The sequence below is a fragment of the Pseudomonas laurylsulfatiphila genome, assembly GCF_002934665.1.
GTDB lineage: Bacteria > Pseudomonadota > Gammaproteobacteria > Pseudomonadales > Pseudomonadaceae > Aquipseudomonas > Aquipseudomonas laurylsulfatiphila.
Window position 1 is genome coordinate 895,691 of sequence record NZ_NIRS01000001.1, and the last position, 17,550, is coordinate 913,240.

14 protein-coding genes are annotated in these 17,550 nt (G+C 60.6%); 6 read left to right on the top strand and 8 right to left on the bottom strand.

Translation table 11 applies throughout. The annotated features are described in order from the left end of the window. The first annotated feature begins 8 nt into the window (after positions 1-8). From nuoJ to nuoN, 5 genes are read left to right on the top strand one after another with little or no spacing between them, the layout of a single operon-like run. Positions 9-512, top strand: coding sequence for an NADH-quinone oxidoreductase subunit J (gene nuoJ, locus CD175_RS04210; RefSeq protein WP_104447787.1), 504 nt, complete (start codon positions 9-11; stop codon positions 510-512). Between the two features lie 2 nt (positions 513-514). Beyond that, positions 515-823: an NADH-quinone oxidoreductase subunit NuoK gene (nuoK, locus tag CD175_RS04215; protein ID WP_007946416.1), complete on the top strand. Its 309-nt coding sequence runs from the start codon at positions 515-517 to the stop codon at positions 821-823. Next, the gene (nuoL, locus tag CD175_RS04220; RefSeq protein WP_104447788.1) at positions 820-2,673 is read left to right on the top strand and encodes an NADH-quinone oxidoreductase subunit L; all 1,854 of its coding nucleotides are present in this window, start codon (positions 820-822) and stop codon (positions 2,671-2,673) included. Before nuoK ends, nuoL begins: the two co-directional genes overlap by 4 nt. Before the next feature lie 39 nt (positions 2,674-2,712). Further along, positions 2,713-4,245: an NADH-quinone oxidoreductase subunit M gene (nuoM, locus tag CD175_RS04225; protein ID WP_104447789.1), complete on the top strand. Its 1,533-nt coding sequence runs from the start codon at positions 2,713-2,715 to the stop codon at positions 4,243-4,245. 7 nt (positions 4,246-4,252) lie between these two features. After that, complete coding sequence (nuoN, locus tag CD175_RS04230) at positions 4,253-5,716, top strand: NADH-quinone oxidoreductase subunit NuoN (RefSeq protein ID WP_104447790.1); 1,464 nt, start codon at positions 4,253-4,255, stop codon at positions 5,714-5,716. 298 nt (positions 5,717-6,014) lie between these two features. Here nuoN and CD175_RS04235 read toward each other — a convergent pair whose 3' ends face one another. Genes CD175_RS04235 through CD175_RS04260 form a run of 6 tightly spaced genes read right to left on the bottom strand, consistent with a single transcriptional unit; the run spans position 6,015 to position 11,971 of the window. Then, entirely contained in the window at positions 6,015-7,757 is a 1,743-nt protein-coding gene (locus tag CD175_RS04235; protein WP_104447791.1) for an ABC transporter substrate-binding protein, read from the bottom strand. 47 nt (positions 7,758-7,804) lie between these two features. After that, entirely contained in the window at positions 7,805-8,077 is a 273-nt protein-coding gene (locus CD175_RS04240) for a DUF2160 domain-containing protein (RefSeq protein ID WP_104447792.1), read from the bottom strand. Positions 8,078-8,087: 10 nt separating this feature from the next. Then, on the bottom strand, positions 8,088-8,888 hold the full coding sequence (locus CD175_RS04245; protein WP_104447793.1) for a carbohydrate ABC transporter permease: 801 nt from the start codon (positions 8,886-8,888) through the stop codon (positions 8,088-8,090). A gap of 10 nt (positions 8,889-8,898) precedes the next feature. Continuing rightward, entirely contained in the window at positions 8,899-9,765 is an 867-nt protein-coding gene (locus CD175_RS04250; protein ID WP_104447794.1) for a carbohydrate ABC transporter permease, read from the bottom strand. Beyond that, on the bottom strand, positions 9,762-10,877 hold the full coding sequence (locus tag CD175_RS04255; protein WP_104447795.1) for an ABC transporter ATP-binding protein: 1,116 nt from the start codon (positions 10,875-10,877) through the stop codon (positions 9,762-9,764). Before CD175_RS04255 ends, CD175_RS04250 begins: the two co-directional genes overlap by 4 nt. Next, the gene (locus CD175_RS04260) at positions 10,877-11,971 is read right to left on the bottom strand and encodes an ABC transporter ATP-binding protein (RefSeq protein WP_015094365.1); all 1,095 of its coding nucleotides are present in this window, start codon (positions 11,969-11,971) and stop codon (positions 10,877-10,879) included. The genes CD175_RS04255 and CD175_RS04260 overlap by 1 nt, the downstream gene beginning before the upstream one ends. A gap of 359 nt (positions 11,972-12,330) precedes the next feature. Between CD175_RS04260 and CD175_RS04270 the strand changes: the two genes are divergently transcribed. Further along, on the top strand, positions 12,331-14,166 hold the full coding sequence (locus tag CD175_RS04270) for a sigma-54-dependent Fis family transcriptional regulator (RefSeq protein WP_104448074.1): 1,836 nt from the start codon (positions 12,331-12,333) through the stop codon (positions 14,164-14,166). 147 nt (positions 14,167-14,313) lie between these two features. Here the strand turns inward: CD175_RS04270 and cysS are convergent, their stop codons facing one another. Then, positions 14,314-15,696 carry a cysteine--tRNA ligase gene (gene cysS / locus CD175_RS04275; RefSeq protein WP_007970481.1) on the bottom strand — a complete coding sequence of 461 codons (1,383 nt, stop codon included), beginning with the start codon at positions 15,694-15,696 and terminating at the stop codon, positions 14,314-14,316. Between the two features lie 15 nt (positions 15,697-15,711). Next, positions 15,712-17,409: a glutamine--tRNA ligase/YqeY domain fusion protein gene (locus tag CD175_RS04280; protein ID WP_104447796.1), complete on the bottom strand. Its 1,698-nt coding sequence runs from the start codon at positions 17,407-17,409 to the stop codon at positions 15,712-15,714. Positions 17,410-17,550 lie beyond the last annotated feature (141 nt).

Below are 17,550 nucleotides of genomic sequence, written 5' to 3' on the forward strand. Positions count from 1 at the left end.
GAAGAAAGATGGAATTCGCTTTCTATTTCGCATCGGGTATCGCTGTGGTGTCCACGCTTCGCGTGATCACCCACACCAACCCTGTGCACGCCCTGCTCTACCTGATCATTTCGCTGATCGCCGTGGCCATGACGTTCTTCGCCCTCGGCGCACCGTTTGCCGGTGTCCTGGAAGTGATCGCCTACGCTGGCGCCATCATGGTGCTGTTCGTGTTCGTGGTGATGATGCTGAACCTGGGCCCCGCCTCGGTTCAGCAAGAGCGCGTCTGGCTCAAGCCCGGCATATGGGGCGGCCCGGTCCTCCTCGCCGCGCTGCTGCTGGTGGAACTGCTGTACGTGCTGTTCTCCCACCAGAGCGGCCAGGCCGTCGGCCACACCACCGTAGACGCCAAGGCCGTGGGCATCAGCCTGTTCGGTCCTTACCTGCTGGTGGTTGAACTCGCCTCGATGCTGCTGCTCGCCGCAGCCGTCACGGCGTTCCACTTGGGCCGCAACGAAGCCAAGGAGCAATGACGATGCCTGCTATCCCCATGGAGCATGGTCTGGCGGTCGCCGGCATCCTGTTCTGCCTCGGTCTGGTCGGCCTGATGGTCCGCCGCAACATCCTTTTCGTGCTGATGAGCCTGGAGGTCATGATGAATGCCTCCGCCTTGGCGTTCATCGTTGCCGGTAGCCGCTGGGCGCAGCCGGATGGACAGATCATGTTCATCCTGGTGATCAGCCTGGCAGCCGCCGAGGCCAGCATTGGCCTGGCGATCCTGCTGCAACTGTATCGCCGCTTCCACACGCTCGATATCGACGCTGCCAGTGAGATGCGCGGATGAACCTTCTCTATCTGACTTTCGTATTCCCTCTCATCGGTTTCCTGCTGCTGTCGTTCTCCCGTGGACGCATCTCGGAAAACCTGGCCGCGCTGATTGGCGTCGGCTCCATCGGTCTGTCGGCGATCGTTACCGCCTACGTGATCTGGCAATTCAACGTCGCCCCGCCGGAAGGCGGCCACTACACCCAGGTGTTGTGGCAGTGGATGGCAGTTGAAGGCTTCACGCCGAACTTCGCCCTGTACCTGGATGGCCTGTCCGTGACCATGCTCGGTGTGGTCGTCGGCGTCGGCTTCCTGATCCACCTGTTCGCGTCCTGGTACATGCGCGGTGAAGCCGGTTACTCGCGTTTCTTCGCCTACACCAACCTGTTCATCGCCAGCATGCTGTTCCTCGTGCTGGGCGATAACCTGTTGTTCCTGTACTTCGGCTGGGAAGGCGTGGGCCTGTGCTCGTACCTGTTGATCGGTTTCTACTACAGCAACCGCAACAACGGTAACGCCGCACTCAAAGCCTTCATCGTGACCCGCATCGGTGACGTGTTCATGGCCATCGGCCTGTTCATTCTGTTTGCCCAACTGGGCACGCTGAACGTCCAGGAACTGTTGGTGCTGGCACCGCAGAAATTCCAGGCCGGCGACTTCTGGATGGTCATGGCCACCCTGATGCTGCTGGGCGGCGCTGTCGGTAAATCCGCGCAACTGCCACTGCAAACCTGGCTGGCGGACGCGATGGCCGGTCCTACTCCGGTTTCGGCACTGATCCACGCCGCAACCATGGTGACCGCCGGTGTCTACCTGATCGCCCGTACCCACGGCCTGTTCACCCTGGCACCGGAAATCCTGCACCTGGTAGGCATTGTCGGTGGCGTGACCCTGGTCCTGGCAGGGTTTGCAGCCCTGGTTCAGACCGACATCAAGCGTATCCTCGCCTACTCGACCATGAGCCAGATCGGCTACATGTTCCTGGCCCTGGGCGTCGGTGCCTGGGATGGCGCGATCTTCCACCTGATGACCCACGCCTTCTTCAAGGCCCTGCTGTTCCTTGCATCCGGTGCGGTGATCGTTGCCTGCCACCACGAGCAGGACATCTTCAAGATGGGTGGCCTGTGGAAGAAACTGCCACTGGCCTACGCCAGCTTCATCGTCGGCGGCGCGGCCCTCGCGGCCCTGCCACTGGTCACCGCGGGCTTCTACTCCAAGGACGAAATCCTCTGGGAAGCGTTCGCCAGCGGCAACCACGGTCTGCTCTACGCAGGTCTGGTCGGTGCGTTCATGACTTCGCTGTACACCTTCCGCCTGATCTTCATCGCGTTCCACGGTGAAGCGAAGACCGAAGCCCACGCCGGCCACGGCATTGCCCACTGGCTGCCACTGTCGGTACTGATCGTGCTGTCGACCTTCGTCGGCGCCATGATCGTGCCGCCACTGCACGGCGTGCTGCCTGAGAGCGTCGGCCATGCCGGCGGCGAAGCCAAGCACAGCCTGGAAATCGCCTCGGGCGCCATCGCCCTGGCCGGTATCCTGCTGTCCGCGCTGCTGTTCCTCGGCAAGCGTCGCTTCGTGACGGCCATCGCCAACAGCGGCATCGGCCGTGTCCTTTCGGCCTGGTGGTTCGCTGCCTGGGGCTTCGACTGGATCTACGACAAACTGTTCGTCAAGCCGTACCTGGCGATCAGCCACATCCTGCGCAAAGACCCGCTCGACCAGACCATCGGTCTGATCCCGCGCATGGCCAAAGGCGGTCACACCGCCCTGAGCCGTACCGAGACCGGTCAACTGCGTTGGTATGCCGCCTCGATGGCTGCTGGTGCCGTGCTGGTCATCGGCGCCGTCGTGCTGGTAGCGGTCTGATATGAACCTTGCGAATTTGCGAAAGGAAACGAACCCGTCATGATTCTGCCTTGGCTAATCCTGATCCCCTTCATCGGCGGCCTGCTGTGCTGGATGGGTGAGCGCTTCGGCGCCACCCTCCCCCGCTGGATTGCGCTGATCACCATGTCCCTGCTGCTCTCCCTCGGCCTCTGGCTGTGGGCTAACGGTGACTATTCATTTGCTCCGGCACCGGGTGCCGATCCGACCTGGGCGCTTGAGTTCAAGCACGTCTGGATCCAGCGCTTCGGCATCAATGTGCACCTGGCCCTCGACGGCCTGTCGCTGTTGATGATCATGCTGACCGGCCTGCTGGGTGTCCTCTCGGTACTCTGCTCGTGGAAAGAGATCCAGCGTCACGTTGGCTTCTTCCACCTGAACCTGATGTGGATCCTGGGCGGTGTCGTCGGCGTGTTCCTGGCCCTCGACCTGTTCATGTTCTTCTTCTTCTGGGAAATGATGCTGGTGCCGATGTACTTCCTCATCGCGCTCTGGGGTCACAGTTCTTCGGACGGCAAGAAAACCCGGATCTACGCGGCGACCAAGTTCTTCATCTTCACTCAGGCTTCCGGCCTGATCATGCTGGTGGCGATCCTGGGCCTGGTACTGGTCAACTTCAACGACACCGGCGTGATTACCTTCAACTACGCCGACCTGTTGAAGACCAAGATGTCGACGACCACCGAGTACATCCTGATGCTCGGCTTCTTCATCGCCTTCGCGGTCAAGCTGCCGGTCGTGCCGTTCCACTCCTGGTTGCCTGACGCTCACGCCCAGGCGCCGACCGCCGGTTCCGTCGACCTCGCCGGTATCTTGCTGAAGACCGCGGCCTACGGCCTGCTGCGTTTCGCCCTGCCACTGTTCCCGAATGCGTCGGCCGAGTTCGCGCCGTTCGCCATGACCCTGGGTCTGATCGGGATCTTCTACGGTGCGTTCCTGGCGTTCGCGCAAACCGACATCAAGCGTCTGATCGCCTTCTCGTCCGTTTCCCACATGGGCTTCGTACTGATCGGCATCTACTCCGGCAGCCAACTGGCACTGCAGGGCGCGGTGATGCAGATGCTGGCCCACGGTCTGTCGGCGGCGGCACTCTTTATCCTGAGCGGCCAGCTGTACGAACGCACTCACACCCGCGACATGCGTGAAATGGGTGGCCTGTGGTCGAAGATCGCCTACCTGCCGGCCCTCAGCCTGTTCTTCGCGGCGGCGTCCCTGGGCCTGCCGGGTACCGGTAACTTCGTCGGTGAGTTCCTGATCCTGATCGGTACCTTCCCGATTGCCCCATGGGTCACCATCATCGCAACGTCCGGCCTGGTGTTCGGTTCGGTCTACTCGCTGATCATGATCCATCGTGCCTACTTCGGCCCGGCCAAATCGGACGCGGTGCTGCATGGCATGGACGGTCGCGAAATGATCATGGTGGTCGGTCTGGCTGCACTGCTGATCTACATCGGCGTGTACCCACAACCGTTCCTCGATACCTCTGCCGCTACGATGCATGGCGTGCAGCAGTGGCTCGGTACCGCCTTCACTCAACTCGCTTCGGCCCGGTAAGAGCGCTATGGAATTCACGACTCAACACTTTATCGCGCTAGCGCCGCTGTTGATTACCAGCGCCACGATCATCGTGGTGATGCTGGCGATCGCCTGGCGCCGCAACCACTCCCAGACCTTCCTGCTGTCGGTGGCCGGTCTGAACCTGGCATTGCTGTCGATCCTGCCTGCCTTGAAAGTCGCGCCCCTGGCCGTGACCCCATTGCTGCAGATCGACACCTTTGCCTGCCTGTACATGGCGCTGATCCTGGTCGCCACCCTCGCCTGTGTGACCCTCGCCCACGCCTACCTTGGCGATGGCGGTTCGGGTTACCCGGGCAACCGTGAAGAACTGTACCTGCTGATCCTGATGGCCGCCGCCGGTGGCCTGGTACTGGTCAGCGCGCAGCACCTGGCCGGGTTGTTCGTCGGTCTGGAACTGCTGTCGGTGCCGGTCTACGGTCTGGTGGCCTATGCCTTCTTCAACAAGCGTTCGCTGGAAGCCGGTATCAAGTACATGGTGCTGTCGGCGGCCGGTTCCGCGTTCCTGTTGTTCGGTATGGCCCTGCTCTACGCAGACTCCGGTTCCCTGAGCTTCGTCGGCATCGGCCAGGCGCTGGCGGCCACCGGCCTGCCAAGCTCGCTGGCACAACTGGGCCTGGGCATGATGCTGATCGGCCTGGCGTTCAAGCTGTCGCTGGTACCCTTCCATCTCTGGACCCCGGACGTCTACGAAGGTGCTCCGGCGCCGGTCGCAGCGTTCCTGGCGACCGCTTCGAAAGTGGCGGTGTTCGCGGTGATGGTGCGTCTGTTCCAGATCTCGCCAGCGGCGAGCAGCGGCGTGCTGAGCAACGTACTGACCATCATCGCCATCGCGTCGATCCTGTTCGGTAACCTGCTGGCCCTGACCCAGAGCAACCTCAAGCGTCTGCTGGGTTACTCGTCCATCGCCCACTTCGGCTACCTGCTGATCGCCCTGGTGGCGAGCAAGGGCCTGGCCGTGGAAGCCATCGGCGTGTACCTGGTCACCTACGTGATCACCAGCCTCGGCGCCTTCGGCGTGATCACCCTGATGTCCTCGCCGTACAACGGCCGTGACGCGGACGCCCTGTACGAATACCGCGGCCTGTTCTGGCGCCGTCCGTACCTGACTGCCGTACTGACCGTGATGATGCTGTCCCTGGCCGGTATCCCGCTGACCGCCGGCTTCATCGGCAAGTTCTACATCATCGCCACCGGCGTCGAGTCGCATCAGTGGTGGCTGGTCGCCTCCCTGGTACTGGGCAGCGCCATCGGCGTGTTCTACTACCTGCGTGTGATGGTCACCCTGTACCTGATCGAACCGAACCTGCGTCGCCACGATGCGCAACTGCACTGGGAACAACGTGCAGGCGGCGTGATGCTGCTGGCCATCGCGGTATTGGCGTTCTTCCTCGGCCTGTACCCACAACCGCTGCTGAACCTGGTTCAACAGTCGGGTCTGGCGGGTTGATCGCTTAGGCGACTCTCGGCAACAAACAGAAACGGCACCTTCGGGTGCCGTTTTTGCGTTTGGGGGTTTTCAAGGTCAAAAGATCGCAGCCTGCGGCAGCTCCTACATTTGGGAGGCGTACATCCTGTAGGAGCTGCCGCAGGCTGCGATCTTTTGCTTTCCAGTGCCCCCCTCTTTATAGGAAGTAACCTGCAAAGCGATGGGCAATAGCTGACATTCGACAGGAGGCAAGCGGCGCAACAGGCAAAAAAGAAAACGGCACCTTTCGGTGCCGTTCGCTTTTCACACTCCCAAACCCTTACTTACGCGCATCCGCCCACGATTTCAGCAGTTCGCTGTAGCTCACGGTCTCGCCCTTAGGCTTCTCGTTTTCAAGTTTAGGTTTCGGTGCCCCCGGCTGATCGAACCAGTACTGCGCATCGCGCTCAGGGTTCATTTTCGGTGCGCAGGTGGCTTGTGCCTTCGAACGTTCCAGGCGGGTCATGATCGCATCCTGATCCTTGGCCAGGCCGTCGAGCGCCTGTTGCGGGGTTTTGTCGCCGCTGGCCGCTTCGGCGATGTGGCTCCACCACAACTGCGCGAGGCGAGGATAATCAGGCACGTTGGTCCCGGTCGGGGTCCATTGCACGCGGGCCGGGCTGCGGTAGAACTCCACCAGGCCGCCGAGTTTCGGTGCCAGGTCGGTCATCGCTTGCGAGTTGATGTCCGACTCGCGGATTGGCGTCAGGCCGACGATGGTTTTCTTCAGCGACACGGTTTTCGAGGTTACGAACTGCGCATAAAGCCAGGCCGCCAGTTTCTGCTTCTCAGGCGTAGACTTCATGAAGGTCCAGGACCCCACGTCCTGATAGCCCAGCTTCATGCCCTCCTCCCAGTACGGTCCCCGTGGTGACGGCGCCATGCGCCATTTCGGCGTGCCATCAGCGTTCATCACCGCCAGGCCTGGCTTGGTCATGTCGGCGGTGAAGGCGGTGTACCAGAAAATCTGCTGGGCGATGTTGCCCTGGGACGGCACCGGGCCGGATTCGGAGAAAGTCATGCCCGCCGCTTCCGGTGGCGCGTACTTCTTCAGCCATTCGACGTATTTGGTGGTGGCAAACACCGCCGCCGGGCCGTTGGTGTCGCCGCCGCGGGTCACACTGGAACCCACCGGGTGGCAGTCCTCGACACGAATGCCCCACTCGTCCACCGGCAAGCCGTTGGGAATGCCCTTGTCGCCGCCACCGGCCATGGAGAACCAGGCATCGGTAAAACGCCAGCCCAGGGACGGGTCCTTCTTGCCGTAGTCCATGTGCCCGTAGACGCGCTTGCCGTCGATTTCCTTGACGTCTTCGCTGAAGAACTTGGCAATGTCTTCATAGGCCGACCAGTTCACCGGTACGCCCAGGTCGTAGCCGTACTTTTCCTTGAACTTGGCCTTGAGGTCCGCGCGTTCGAACCAGTCGGCACGGAACCAGTACAGGTTGGCGAACTGCTGGTCAGGCAACTGGTAGATCTTGCCGTCCGGCGCAGTGGTGAAGGAAATGCCGATGAAGTCCTTGATGTCGAGGGTCGGCGAGGTGAAGTCCTTGCCTTCGTTAGCCATGAGGTCGGTGATCGATTCGGTCTTGCCGTACCGAAAGTGCGTACCGATCAAGTCCGAGTCGTTGACCCAGCCGTCATAGATGCTCTTGTCCGATTGCATCACGGTCTGCAGCTTTTCCACCACGTCGCCTTCCTGCAGCAGGTCGTGGGTCAACTTGATCCCGGTGATCTCGGTGAAGGCCTTGGCCAGCACCTTGGACTCGTACTCGTGGGTCGCGATGGTTTCCGACACCACCTTGATGCTCATTCCGCGGAAGGGCTCCGCCGTCTTGATGAACCACTTCAATTCTTCCAGCTGCTGATCGGCCGTCAGTGTGGATGGCTTGAATTCACTGCCGATCCATTTTTTTGCGGCATCTTCGTAGGCATCGGCCCAGGCCGAAGCGCTCAAACCGCTGAGTGCCAGCATGGCTGCCAATGAAATGCTATGTCGCAGCTTATTGTTTTTGTCGAACATAGAGACCTCCTTTTAGGGTTTCGGAGCAACAGTGCCGAGCGATTCGACTAGCCCCAACGCATCACAGCCAACAGCCACACCAGGGACAACGCGAACGCCACCCAGATGCTCCAGTCGGTGACGCCGATTACCAGCAAGTGCAGGTAGGCGCTGCCGAGAAGACCGATGAACAAGCGATCGCCACGGGTGGTGGCAATCGGTAGAAAACCTCGCCGAAGGATGCTCGGCGAACGCAACTCCCAGGTGGTCATGACCACCAGGATCAGGCCAATCACGCTGAAGAACGCCGCTGTGGGGGCGGTCCAACTCATCCATTCCATCATCAGTTCCTCATACCCGGCCCAGGGCAAAGCCCTTGGCCACGTGGTTGCGAACAAACCAGATCACCAGCATGCCCGGCAGGATGGTCAACACCCCCGCCGCCGCCAGTACACCCCAGTCGATACCGGATGCCGAAACGGTGCGGGTCATCACCGCCGCGATGGGCTTGGCGTTCACCGAGGTGAGGGTTCGTGCCAGCAGCAGTTCGACCCAGGAAAACATGAAGCAGAAGAACGCCGTCACACCGATGCCGGAGCCGATCAAAGGGATGAAAATCTTCATGAAGAACTTGGGGAAACTGTAGCCATCGATGTAGGCGGTTTCGTCGATTTCCTTGGGCACGCCGGACATGAAGCCTTCGAGAATCCATACAGCCAGCGGCACGTTGAACAGGCAGTGAGCCAGGGCCACGGCAATATGGGTGTCGAACAACCCGATCGACGAATACAGCTGGAAAAACGGCAACAGGAACACCGCCGGCGGCGCCATGCGGTTGGTCAGCAGCCAGAAGAACAGGTGCTTGTCACCCAGGAAGCGATAGCGCGAGAAGGCATAGGCCGCCGGCAGTGCCACGGTCAGGGAAATGATCGTGTTCAGGCTCACGTAATACGCCGAGTTGATGTAGCCGGTGTACCAGCTCGGGTCGGTGAAGATCACCTTGTAGTTGGCCAGGGTGAAATCCTGCGGGAACAGCGTCAGGCCGCCGAGGATTTCGCTGTTGCTCTTGAAGGACATGTTCAGCAGCCAGTAGATCGGCACCAGCAGGAACAGGATGTAGAGCAGCAAAGGGATAAGCTTTCTTTTGCTCATGGCGCGGGCCTCAACGGTTGGCGTCAGAGTGAGTCATGGCGGTGTAGAACAGCCAGGACACCAACAGGATGATCAGGAAGTACACCAGCGAGAACGCCGCGGCCGGCCCCAGGTCGAATTGCCCTACGGCCATCTGCGTCAGGGTCTGGCTGAGAAAGGTCGTGGCATTGCCCGGGCCGCCGCCGGTCAGCACGAACGGCTCGGTGTAGATCATGAAACTGTCCATGAAACGCAGCATCACGGCGATCAACAGCACGCTCTTGAGCTTGGGCAACTGGATGTGGCGAAACACTGCCCAGGCGGAGGCACGGTCGATTCGCGCCGCCTGGTAATACACATCCGGAATCGCCCGCAACCCGGAGAAGCACAACAGCGCCACCAACGAGGTCCAGTGCCAGACGTCCATCACCAGCACGGTGACCCAGGCGTCCGCGGTGTTCGCCGCATAGTTGTAGTTGATGCCCATGGCCTTGAGGCTCGCCCCCAGCAAGCCGATGTCGGCGCGGCCGAAGATCTGCCAGATGGTGCCGACCACGTTCCACGGGATCAGTAGCGGGATCGCCAGCACGATCAACACCACCGAAGACCAGCGGCCCTTGGTCGGCATGGTCAGGGCGATGGCAATGCCCAGCGGAATTTCGATCAGCAGCACGCAGGCGGAATAGATGAACTGGCGCAACAGCGAGTCGTGCAGCCGAGGGTCGAGCAGTACCTGCTTGTACCAGTCGGCACCGACGAAATAGCGGCTGGACTGGTCGAAAATGTCCTGCACCGAATAGTTGACCACGGTCATCATCGGGATCACCGCACTGAACGCCACCAGCAGGAACACCGGCAGCACCAGCCACCAGGCCTTGTTGTTCTGCACCTTGTTCATGGCTGCGCCTCCTGGTTGGCATGGGCTTCGAGCAGGAAATCATCGGCATAGACCATCAGCCATTGCGCAGGAAAGCTGATGTACGCCGTGCCCTGTGGCACCGGTTTGTCTTCGGCCAGACGCACTTTCAGTGGCGTGCCATCGAGGTCGAGGCTCATGATCTTGTAGGTGCCCAGGTCCTCGACGTGTACGACCTGTGCCCGCAGCGCATCATCAAAGGCTTCGTCCCACACATGGATGAACTCCGGGCGAATGCCGACCTTCAGGGTTTTCCATTCGGATTCGGCGATGCGTTGCTGCATGGCCTCGGACAGCGGCAGGTGGGTCGAGGCGAACCCGACGCCCCCCGGTTGCGGCTGCACCTCGATCAGGTTCATCCCCGGGCTGCCGATGAAGTAGCCGACAAAGGTGTGGCTCGGGCGCTCGAACAATTCCCGTGGTGTGCCGAATTGCACGATCTGCCCGCCGTACATCACCGCAATCTTGTCGGCGAAGGTCGAGGCCTCCAGCTGATCGTGGGTGACGTAGACCATGGTGATGTTGAACTGCTCGTGGATCTGCTTGAGCTTGCGTCGCAGCTTCCACTTCAGGTGCGGGTCGATCACCGTCAGCGGCTCATCGAACAGGATCGCCGACACATCGTCGCGCACCAGCCCGCGCCCCATGGAGACTTTCTGTTTTTCGTCGGCGGTGAGGTTGCGCGCCTTTTTGCTCAGCAGGTTCTGCAGGTCGAGGACTTCGGCGATTTCCTGCACCTTGGTATGAATTCTTGCCTCGGCCATGCCCTGGTTGCGCAGCGGGAAGGCCAAGTTGTCGAACACCGTCATGGTGTCGTAGACCACCGGGAACTGGAAAACCTGAGCAATGTTGCGCTTCTCCGGCGTCAGGTCGTTGACCGCTTTGCCGTCGAACAGCACATGCCCCTGGGACGGGCTGAGCAACCCGGAAATAATGTTGAGCAAGGTTGATTTGCCACAGCCCGAAGGACCGAGCAACGCATAGGCGCCGCCCTGCTCCCAGATGTGGTCCATCTCGCGGATCGCGTAGTCCTCGGGTCCCATCGGGGTTTTGGTGTAGCTGTGGGCGAGGTTCTGCAAACGGATTTCGGCCATCAGGCTACCCTCGCGACACGCTGGCCCGGCGCCTGCACCAGCCGGCCCTGCGTATCGAACACAAACAGTTTATGGGTCGGGATGTAGATACGGATCGGCGCATCGACGTCGTATTCGTGAACACCCGGCAAGTGCAGCACCAGCAGGAAATGCTCGTTGCGCACGTGCAGGAAGGTTTCCGAGCCACTGATTTCGGCCACCTCGACGGTCACCGCCAGTTCGAGGTCATCGTCATTGCTCGGCACCAGCGAGATATGGCTGGGTCGCACGCCGAAACGGAACTCGCCCTCGCCCACCGGGCGCAAATCGACGTTCAGCGGAAAGTGCACGAAGTTGGCGAAACTCACTTCGTTGCCGGCAATGCGCCCCGGCATCAGGTTGATCGGCGGTTCGGAGAACAGCTCCGCCGCCAGCACGGTTTGCGGCTGGTGATAAACCGAGGACGACTGGCCGCTCTGGATCACCCGGCCTTCGTGAAGAATGGTGGTGGTGCCGCCCAGGGCCAGGGCTTCGTTGGGTTCGGTGGTGGCGTAGATCGCGATGGTGTGGCGCGCCTTGAACAGCTCGCGCATTTCCTGGCGCAGTTCCTCGCGCAACTTGTAGTCGAGGTTGACCAGCGGCTCGTCGAACAGGATCAACTCGGCATCCTTGACCAGCGCCCGGGCCATGGCCGTGCGTTGTTGCTGGCCACCGGAAAGCTCCAGCGGATAACGCTTCAGAAATTTTTCGATGCGCAGCATCTTCGCGGTTTCCAGCACCTTGCTCTGGATCAGCTCACTGGATACACCGGCCTGGCGCAGCGGTGAAGCGATGTTGTCGAACACCGTCATGGTCGGGTAATTGATGAATTGCTGGTAGACCATCGACACATTGCGCAAGCGCACCGGCCGTTGGGTAACGTCGACGCCGTTCATCAGGATGCGGCCGCTGTCGGGCTTGTCCAGACCGGCCATCAGGCGCATCAGGCTGGTTTTGCCGGACAGGGTGCGCCCCAGCAAAACGTTGAAGGAACCGGGTTCAAAACTCAGGTTGGCATCGTCGATCCAGGTCTGGCCCTCGACGGTGCGGCTGACGTGCTCCAGGGTGAGTGACATGGCTCGGCCTTTTATTATTGGAATCAAGCGACCGGAGCGATAAAGCGACATCCGTGCCAAAAATCCCAAGCCCTTGATTCAGCTTGAAATGAGTGAAAACCACAGCCCGTCGACGTTCGTTGCTGAACACAAATGAACAATCTGAAATGAACAATTGAACAGTTCACCCATTGACAGTGAACAATAGTGAACAACACTCTAGACACCGTTCACGCCTATCTGTAGGAGCTGCCGCAGGCTGCGATCTTTTGATCTTGCTCTTCAAAAACAAGATCAAAAGATCGCAGCCTGCGGCAGCTCCTACAGGGGGTGCATGTAGCCATAACAACAATAAAATGCTGATTCAGAGACTGACTGCCATGCCCGCACCCGCATCGCCGCTGTCCCACGACGCCATCATCCAGGACTCCTGGTCGCGTTGCCGCGCGTTCGGCCTCAGTCATCAGAGCGCGCCGGCATTCGACCAATTGCCGGCCGCGGGCATCGCGCAATTGCTGGAAAGCCAGCATTCACTGGTGCAAACCACCCATCAGGAAGTGCTGCCCTACTACGAGAACATCCTGAGCAACTCCAATTGCCTGATCATGCTCGCCGACCATCAGGGCCAGGTACTCACCTCGTGGGGCACCCAGCGCTTTATCGAGCCGAAGCTGGCCCGGGGTTTCAGCGCCGGCGCCAGCTGGATGGAACGTTGCACCGGCACCAACGCCATTGGCACCGCCCTGGCCTGCGAACAAGCCGTGCACATCGAGCACGATGAACATTTCCTCAAGGCCAACCGCTTCATGACCGGTTCCGCCGCGCCGATTTTCGATGCCGAGCGCAAGGTGATCGCGGTGCTGGACGTGTCCAGCGACAGCTACCTGCCGCCCTCCCATACCCTGGGCATGGTCAAGATGATGAGCCAGACCGTGGAAAACCGGCTGATCCTCAACCTGTTCCATGGCCAGCATTTCCAGTTGACGTTCAACACCGGGCTGAACAACCTCGACAGCCAATGGGCCGGCTTGCTGATTTTCGATGAAAGCGGCCAGGTGCTGTCGGCCAATCGCCGGGCCGACAATCTGCTGGGCATCCGCCTGTCGCGGGTCAGTGTCGAGAGCCTGTTCAAGGTCTCGCTGCTGGAGCTGCTCAATCAACCCGAAGGCCTGCCCTTCGCCTTGCAAACCTCCGGACGCAACCGCTTCCAGTGCCTGCTGAAGCGGCCGAAACAGGCATCCATTCAACCCCGAGTGTTCACCGAGCCGGTTGTAACTCCACCTGCGGCCATCAGCCTCAACAGCCTGCATTTCGGCGACAGCCGCGTGGAAAAAGCCGTGCGCCAGGCCGAACGCTTGCTGGAAAAAGACATTCCACTGCTGATCCACGGTGAAACCGGGGTCGGCAAGGAAGTGTTCGTCAAAGCCCTGCACCAGGCCAGCTCACGCAGCAAACAAGCGCTCATCGCCGTCAACTGTGCGGCGATTCCCGCCGAATTGGTGGAATCCGAGCTGTTCGGCTATGAGAAAGGCGCGTTCACCGGCGCCAACCAGAAAGGCAGCATCGGGCTGATCCGCAAGGCTGACAAAGGCACGCTGTTTCTCGACGAAATCGGTGACATGCCGCTGCCGACACAGGCGCGACTGTTGCGGGTGTTGCAGGAGCGTTGCGTTCAGCCAGTGGGCAGCAGCGAATTGTTCCCTGTGGACTTGCGCATCATTTCAGCGACCAACCGCTCGCTGCGCGAACAAGTACAACTGGGGCGGTTTCGTGAAGACTTGTACTACCGCATCGGCGGCCTGACCTTGGAACTGCCGCCCCTGCGCGAACGCAGCGATAAGGAGGCGCTGTTCAAGCGCCTGTGGGAGCAGCACCGCGAACCGGCGCAATGGGCCGGTTTGAGCCAGGAAGTGCTGGCGTTGTTCGGCCGCCACCCGTGGCCGGGCAACTTGCGCCAGGTCAGCAGCGTGATTCAGGTGGCCCTGGCTATGGCCGAGGAGCAACCGGTGCGGGCAGAGCACTTGCCGGATGATTTTTTTGTCGACCTGGAGATAGAACCGGTGGAGACGCCGGAGCCGCTTGGCATCGACTTGAATGATGTGGAAGCACTGAATCGGCAGTTGCAGGCGGTCGGGGGGAATATTTCGTATCTGGCGCGGCTGTTGGGGGTTAGCCGAAACACACTTTACAAGCGGTTGCGGCAGTTGGACGGTTGAAAGCGAAGATCAAAAGATCGCAGCCTTCGGCAGCTCCTACAAGGTGTACGCAATCCATATGTAGGAGCTGCCGAAGGCTGCGATCTTTTGATCTTGAAAAAACAAAAACCCGCACAAGGCGGGTTTTGTCTGTAACTCAAGCAGCAATCAGTCAGCCAGACGCCACGTCGTGCCGCCCTTGCCGTCTTCCAGCACCACGCCCATGGCGGTGAGCTGGTCGCGGATGCGGTCGGATTCGGCCCAGTCCTTGCCGGCACGTGCCGCCAGGCGAGCGGCAATCAGCGCCTCGACTTCAGCTGCATCCACGCGCCCTTCGGCACCGGCCTGCAGGAAGTCATCGGCTTCGAGCTGCAACACACCCAGCACGCTGGCCAGTTCTTTCAAACGCGCCGCCAGGCCGGCCGCTGCATTGAGATCGCTCTCGCGCAGACGGTTGATCTCGCGAACCATCTCGAACAGCACCGCGCAGGCTTCCGGCGTGCCGAAGTCGTCGTTCATCACCTGGGTGAAACGCTCGACGAAGGCTTCGCCGCCGGCCGGCGCCACGTTCGGCAGGCCTTTCAACGCGTGGTAGAAACGCTCCAGGGCGCCCTTGGCGTCCTTGAGGTTGTCTTCCGAATAGTTGATCGCGCTGCGGTAGTGGCTCGACACCAGCAGGTAACGCACGACCTCCGGATGGTACTTGTCGAGCACGTCGCGAATGGTGAAGAAGTTGTTCAAGGACTTGGACATCTTCTCGCCATTGATACGGATCATGCCGCAATGCATCCACGCGTTGGCGTAGGTCTTGCCGGTGGCCGCTTCGCTCTGGGCGATTTCGTTTTCGTGGTGCGGGAACTCAAGGTCGCTGCCGCCGCCATGAATGTCGAAAGTCTCACCGAGGCAGCAGGTCGACATCACCGAGCACTCGATGTGCCAGCCCGGACGCCCGGCGCCCCACGGCGATTCCCAGCTCGGCTCGCCCGGCTTGGCGGCTTTCCACAGCACGAAGTCCAGCGGGTCCTGCTTGGACTCGTCGACTTCAATGCGCGCACCGATACGCAGGTCTTCGATCTTCTTGCGCGACAGTTTGCCGTAGCCCATGAACTTGCCGACGCGGTAGTACACGTCGCCATTGCCCGGGGCGTAGGCATAACCCTTGTCGATCAGGGTCTGGATCATCGCGTGCATGCCCGGGATGTGATCGGTGGCACGCGGCTCCATGTCCGGCTTCTTGATGTTCAGGCGCGCTTCGTCTTCGTGCATCGCCGCGATCATGCGCTCGGTCAAGGCTTCGAACGACTCGCCGTTCTCGTTGGCCCGATTGATGATCTTGTCGTCGATGTCGGTGATGTTGCGCACATAAGTCAGATCGTAGCCGCTGAAGCGCAACCAGCGGGTCACAAGGTCGAACGCAACCATGCTGCGGCCGTGGCCCAGGTGGCAGTAGTCGTACACGGTCATGCCGCACACGTACATGCGCACCTTGTTGCCATCGAGCGGCTTGAAGACTTCTTTGCTCTTGGTGAGCGTGTTGTAAATCGTTAGCACGTTAACTTCCTTGAATCACTGGCCCCACGAATCACGCAGGGTCACGGTACGGTTGAATACCGGCTGACCTGGTTTCGAGTCCTTGAGATCGGCGACGAAATAACCTTCGCGCTCGAACTGGAAACGGTCTTCCGGCTGTGCATTGCCCAGCGAGGGTTCAGCACGACAACCGGTGAGTACCTGCAGCGAGTCAGGGTTGATGTTGTCCAGGAAACTGGCGCTGTCTTCGGCCTTCTCCGGGTTCGGGGAACGGAACAGGCGATCGTACAGGCGCACTTCGCACTCGACGCTGGCCGCGGCCGGCACCCAGTGGATCACGCCTTTGACCTTGCGGCCTTCCGGGTTCTTGCCCAGGGTGTCCGGATCGTACGAGCAGCGCAGTTCGACGATGTTGCCATCGGCGTCCTTGATCGCTTCGTCGGCGCGGATCACGTAGCTGCCGCGCAGACGCACTTCACCGGCCGGCTCCAGGCGCTTGTAGCCCTTCGGCGGCTCTTCCATGAAGTCTTCACGGTCGATGTAGATTTCACGGGCGAACGGCAAAGCGCGCACGCCCATGTCTTCTTTCGGATGACGCGGCAGTTCGAGGTTTTCGACCTGGCCTTCCGGGTAGTTGGTGATCACGACTTTCAGCGGACGCAGCACGCACATGGCACGCGGGGCGCTCTGGTCGAGGTCGTCACGGATGCTGAATTCGAGCATGCCGAAGTCGACCACGCCGTCGGAACGGTTGGTGCCGATCATTTCGCAGAAGTTCCGGATCGATTTCGGCGTGTAGCCACGGCGGCGGAAACCCGACAGCGTGGACATGCGCGGGTCGTCCCAGCCGTTGACGTGCTTTTCATCGACCAGCTGCTTGAGCTTGCGCTTGCTGGTGATGGTGTAGTTCAGGTTCAGGCGGCTGAACTCGTACTGGCGCGGATTGGCCGGCACCGGCAGATGCTCGAGGAACCACTCGTACAGCGGACGGTGGCTTTCGAACTCCAGGGTGCAGATCGAGTGAGTGATGCCTTCGATGGCGTCCGACTGACCGTGGGTGAAGTCGTAGTTCGGGTAGATGCACCACTTGTCACCGGTCTGGTGGTGGTGAGCGTGACGGATGCGATACATGATCGGATCACGCAGGTTCATGTTCGGCGAAGCCATGTCGATCTTGGCCCGCAGCACGCGTGCGCCGTCCTTGAACTCGCCGGCCTTCATACGGGCGAACAGGTCCAGGTTCTCTTCGACGCTGCGGTCGCGGAACGGGCTGTTCTTGCCCGGTTCGGTCAGGCTGCCACGGTATTCCTTGGCTTGCTCCGGAGTCAGGTCATCGACGTAGGCATTGCCGGATTTGATCAACTCCACCGCCCAGTCATGCAACTGGTCGAAATATTGCGAGGCGTAGCGCACTTCACCGGACCACTCGAAGCCCAGCCATTTGACGTCGCTTTCGATCGCGTCGATGTATTCCTGGTCTTCCTTGGCCGGGTTGGTGTCGTCGAAACGCAGGTGCGTGACGCCGCCGAACTCCTGGGCCAGGCCGAAGTTCACACAGATCGACTTGGCATGGCCGATATGCAGGTAGCCGTTGGGCTCAGGCGGGAAACGGGTGACGATCTGCGTGTGCTTGCCCGAGTCCAGGTCTGCCTGGATGATCGGCCGCAGGAAGTTGACCGGCACGGCTGGGCCGGTCTTGGCATTCGAGGTAGGGTCGACAGTGGGCTTGCTCATAGGATCCTTGAACGTACAAGTGCGTGGCCGTAATGAAGGCCGGACAAAACAAAGCCGCTATCATAGCCGATGCCGTCAAGTGCCTGACAGAGCGCACTCTGTAAACCGTCGCATTTAATGGGCGGCAAATGAAAAAACTGC

Bases quoted from the DNA above. Each gene is read 5' to 3' on its own strand.
- nuoJ (WP_104447787.1), top strand. From the start codon at position 9: ATGGAATTCGCTTTCTATTTCGCATCGGGTATCGCTGTGGTGTCCACG.
- nuoK (WP_007946416.1), top strand. From the start codon at position 515: ATGCCTGCTATCCCCATGGAGCATGGTCTGGCGGTCGCCGGCATCCTG.
- nuoL (WP_104447788.1), top strand. From the start codon at position 820: ATGAACCTTCTCTATCTGACTTTCGTATTCCCTCTCATCGGTTTCCTG.
- nuoM (WP_104447789.1), top strand. From the start codon at position 2,713: ATGATTCTGCCTTGGCTAATCCTGATCCCCTTCATCGGCGGCCTGCTG.
- nuoN (WP_104447790.1), top strand. From the start codon at position 4,253: ATGGAATTCACGACTCAACACTTTATCGCGCTAGCGCCGCTGTTGATT.
- CD175_RS04235 (WP_104447791.1), bottom strand. From the start codon at position 7,757: ATGTTCGACAAAAACAATAAGCTGCGACATAGCATTTCATTGGCAGCC.
- CD175_RS04240 (WP_104447792.1), bottom strand. From the start codon at position 8,077: ATGGAATGGATGAGTTGGACCGCCCCCACAGCGGCGTTCTTCAGCGTG.
- CD175_RS04245 (WP_104447793.1), bottom strand. From the start codon at position 8,888: ATGAGCAAAAGAAAGCTTATCCCTTTGCTGCTCTACATCCTGTTCCTG.
- CD175_RS04250 (WP_104447794.1), bottom strand. From the start codon at position 9,765: ATGAACAAGGTGCAGAACAACAAGGCCTGGTGGCTGGTGCTGCCGGTG.
- CD175_RS04255 (WP_104447795.1), bottom strand. From the start codon at position 10,877: ATGGCCGAAATCCGTTTGCAGAACCTCGCCCACAGCTACACCAAAACC.
- CD175_RS04260 (WP_015094365.1), bottom strand. From the start codon at position 11,971: ATGTCACTCACCCTGGAGCACGTCAGCCGCACCGTCGAGGGCCAGACC.
- CD175_RS04270 (WP_104448074.1), top strand. From the start codon at position 12,331: ATGCCCGCACCCGCATCGCCGCTGTCCCACGACGCCATCATCCAGGAC.
- CD175_RS04280 (WP_104447796.1), bottom strand. From the start codon at position 17,409: ATGAGCAAGCCCACTGTCGACCCTACCTCGAATGCCAAGACCGGCCCA.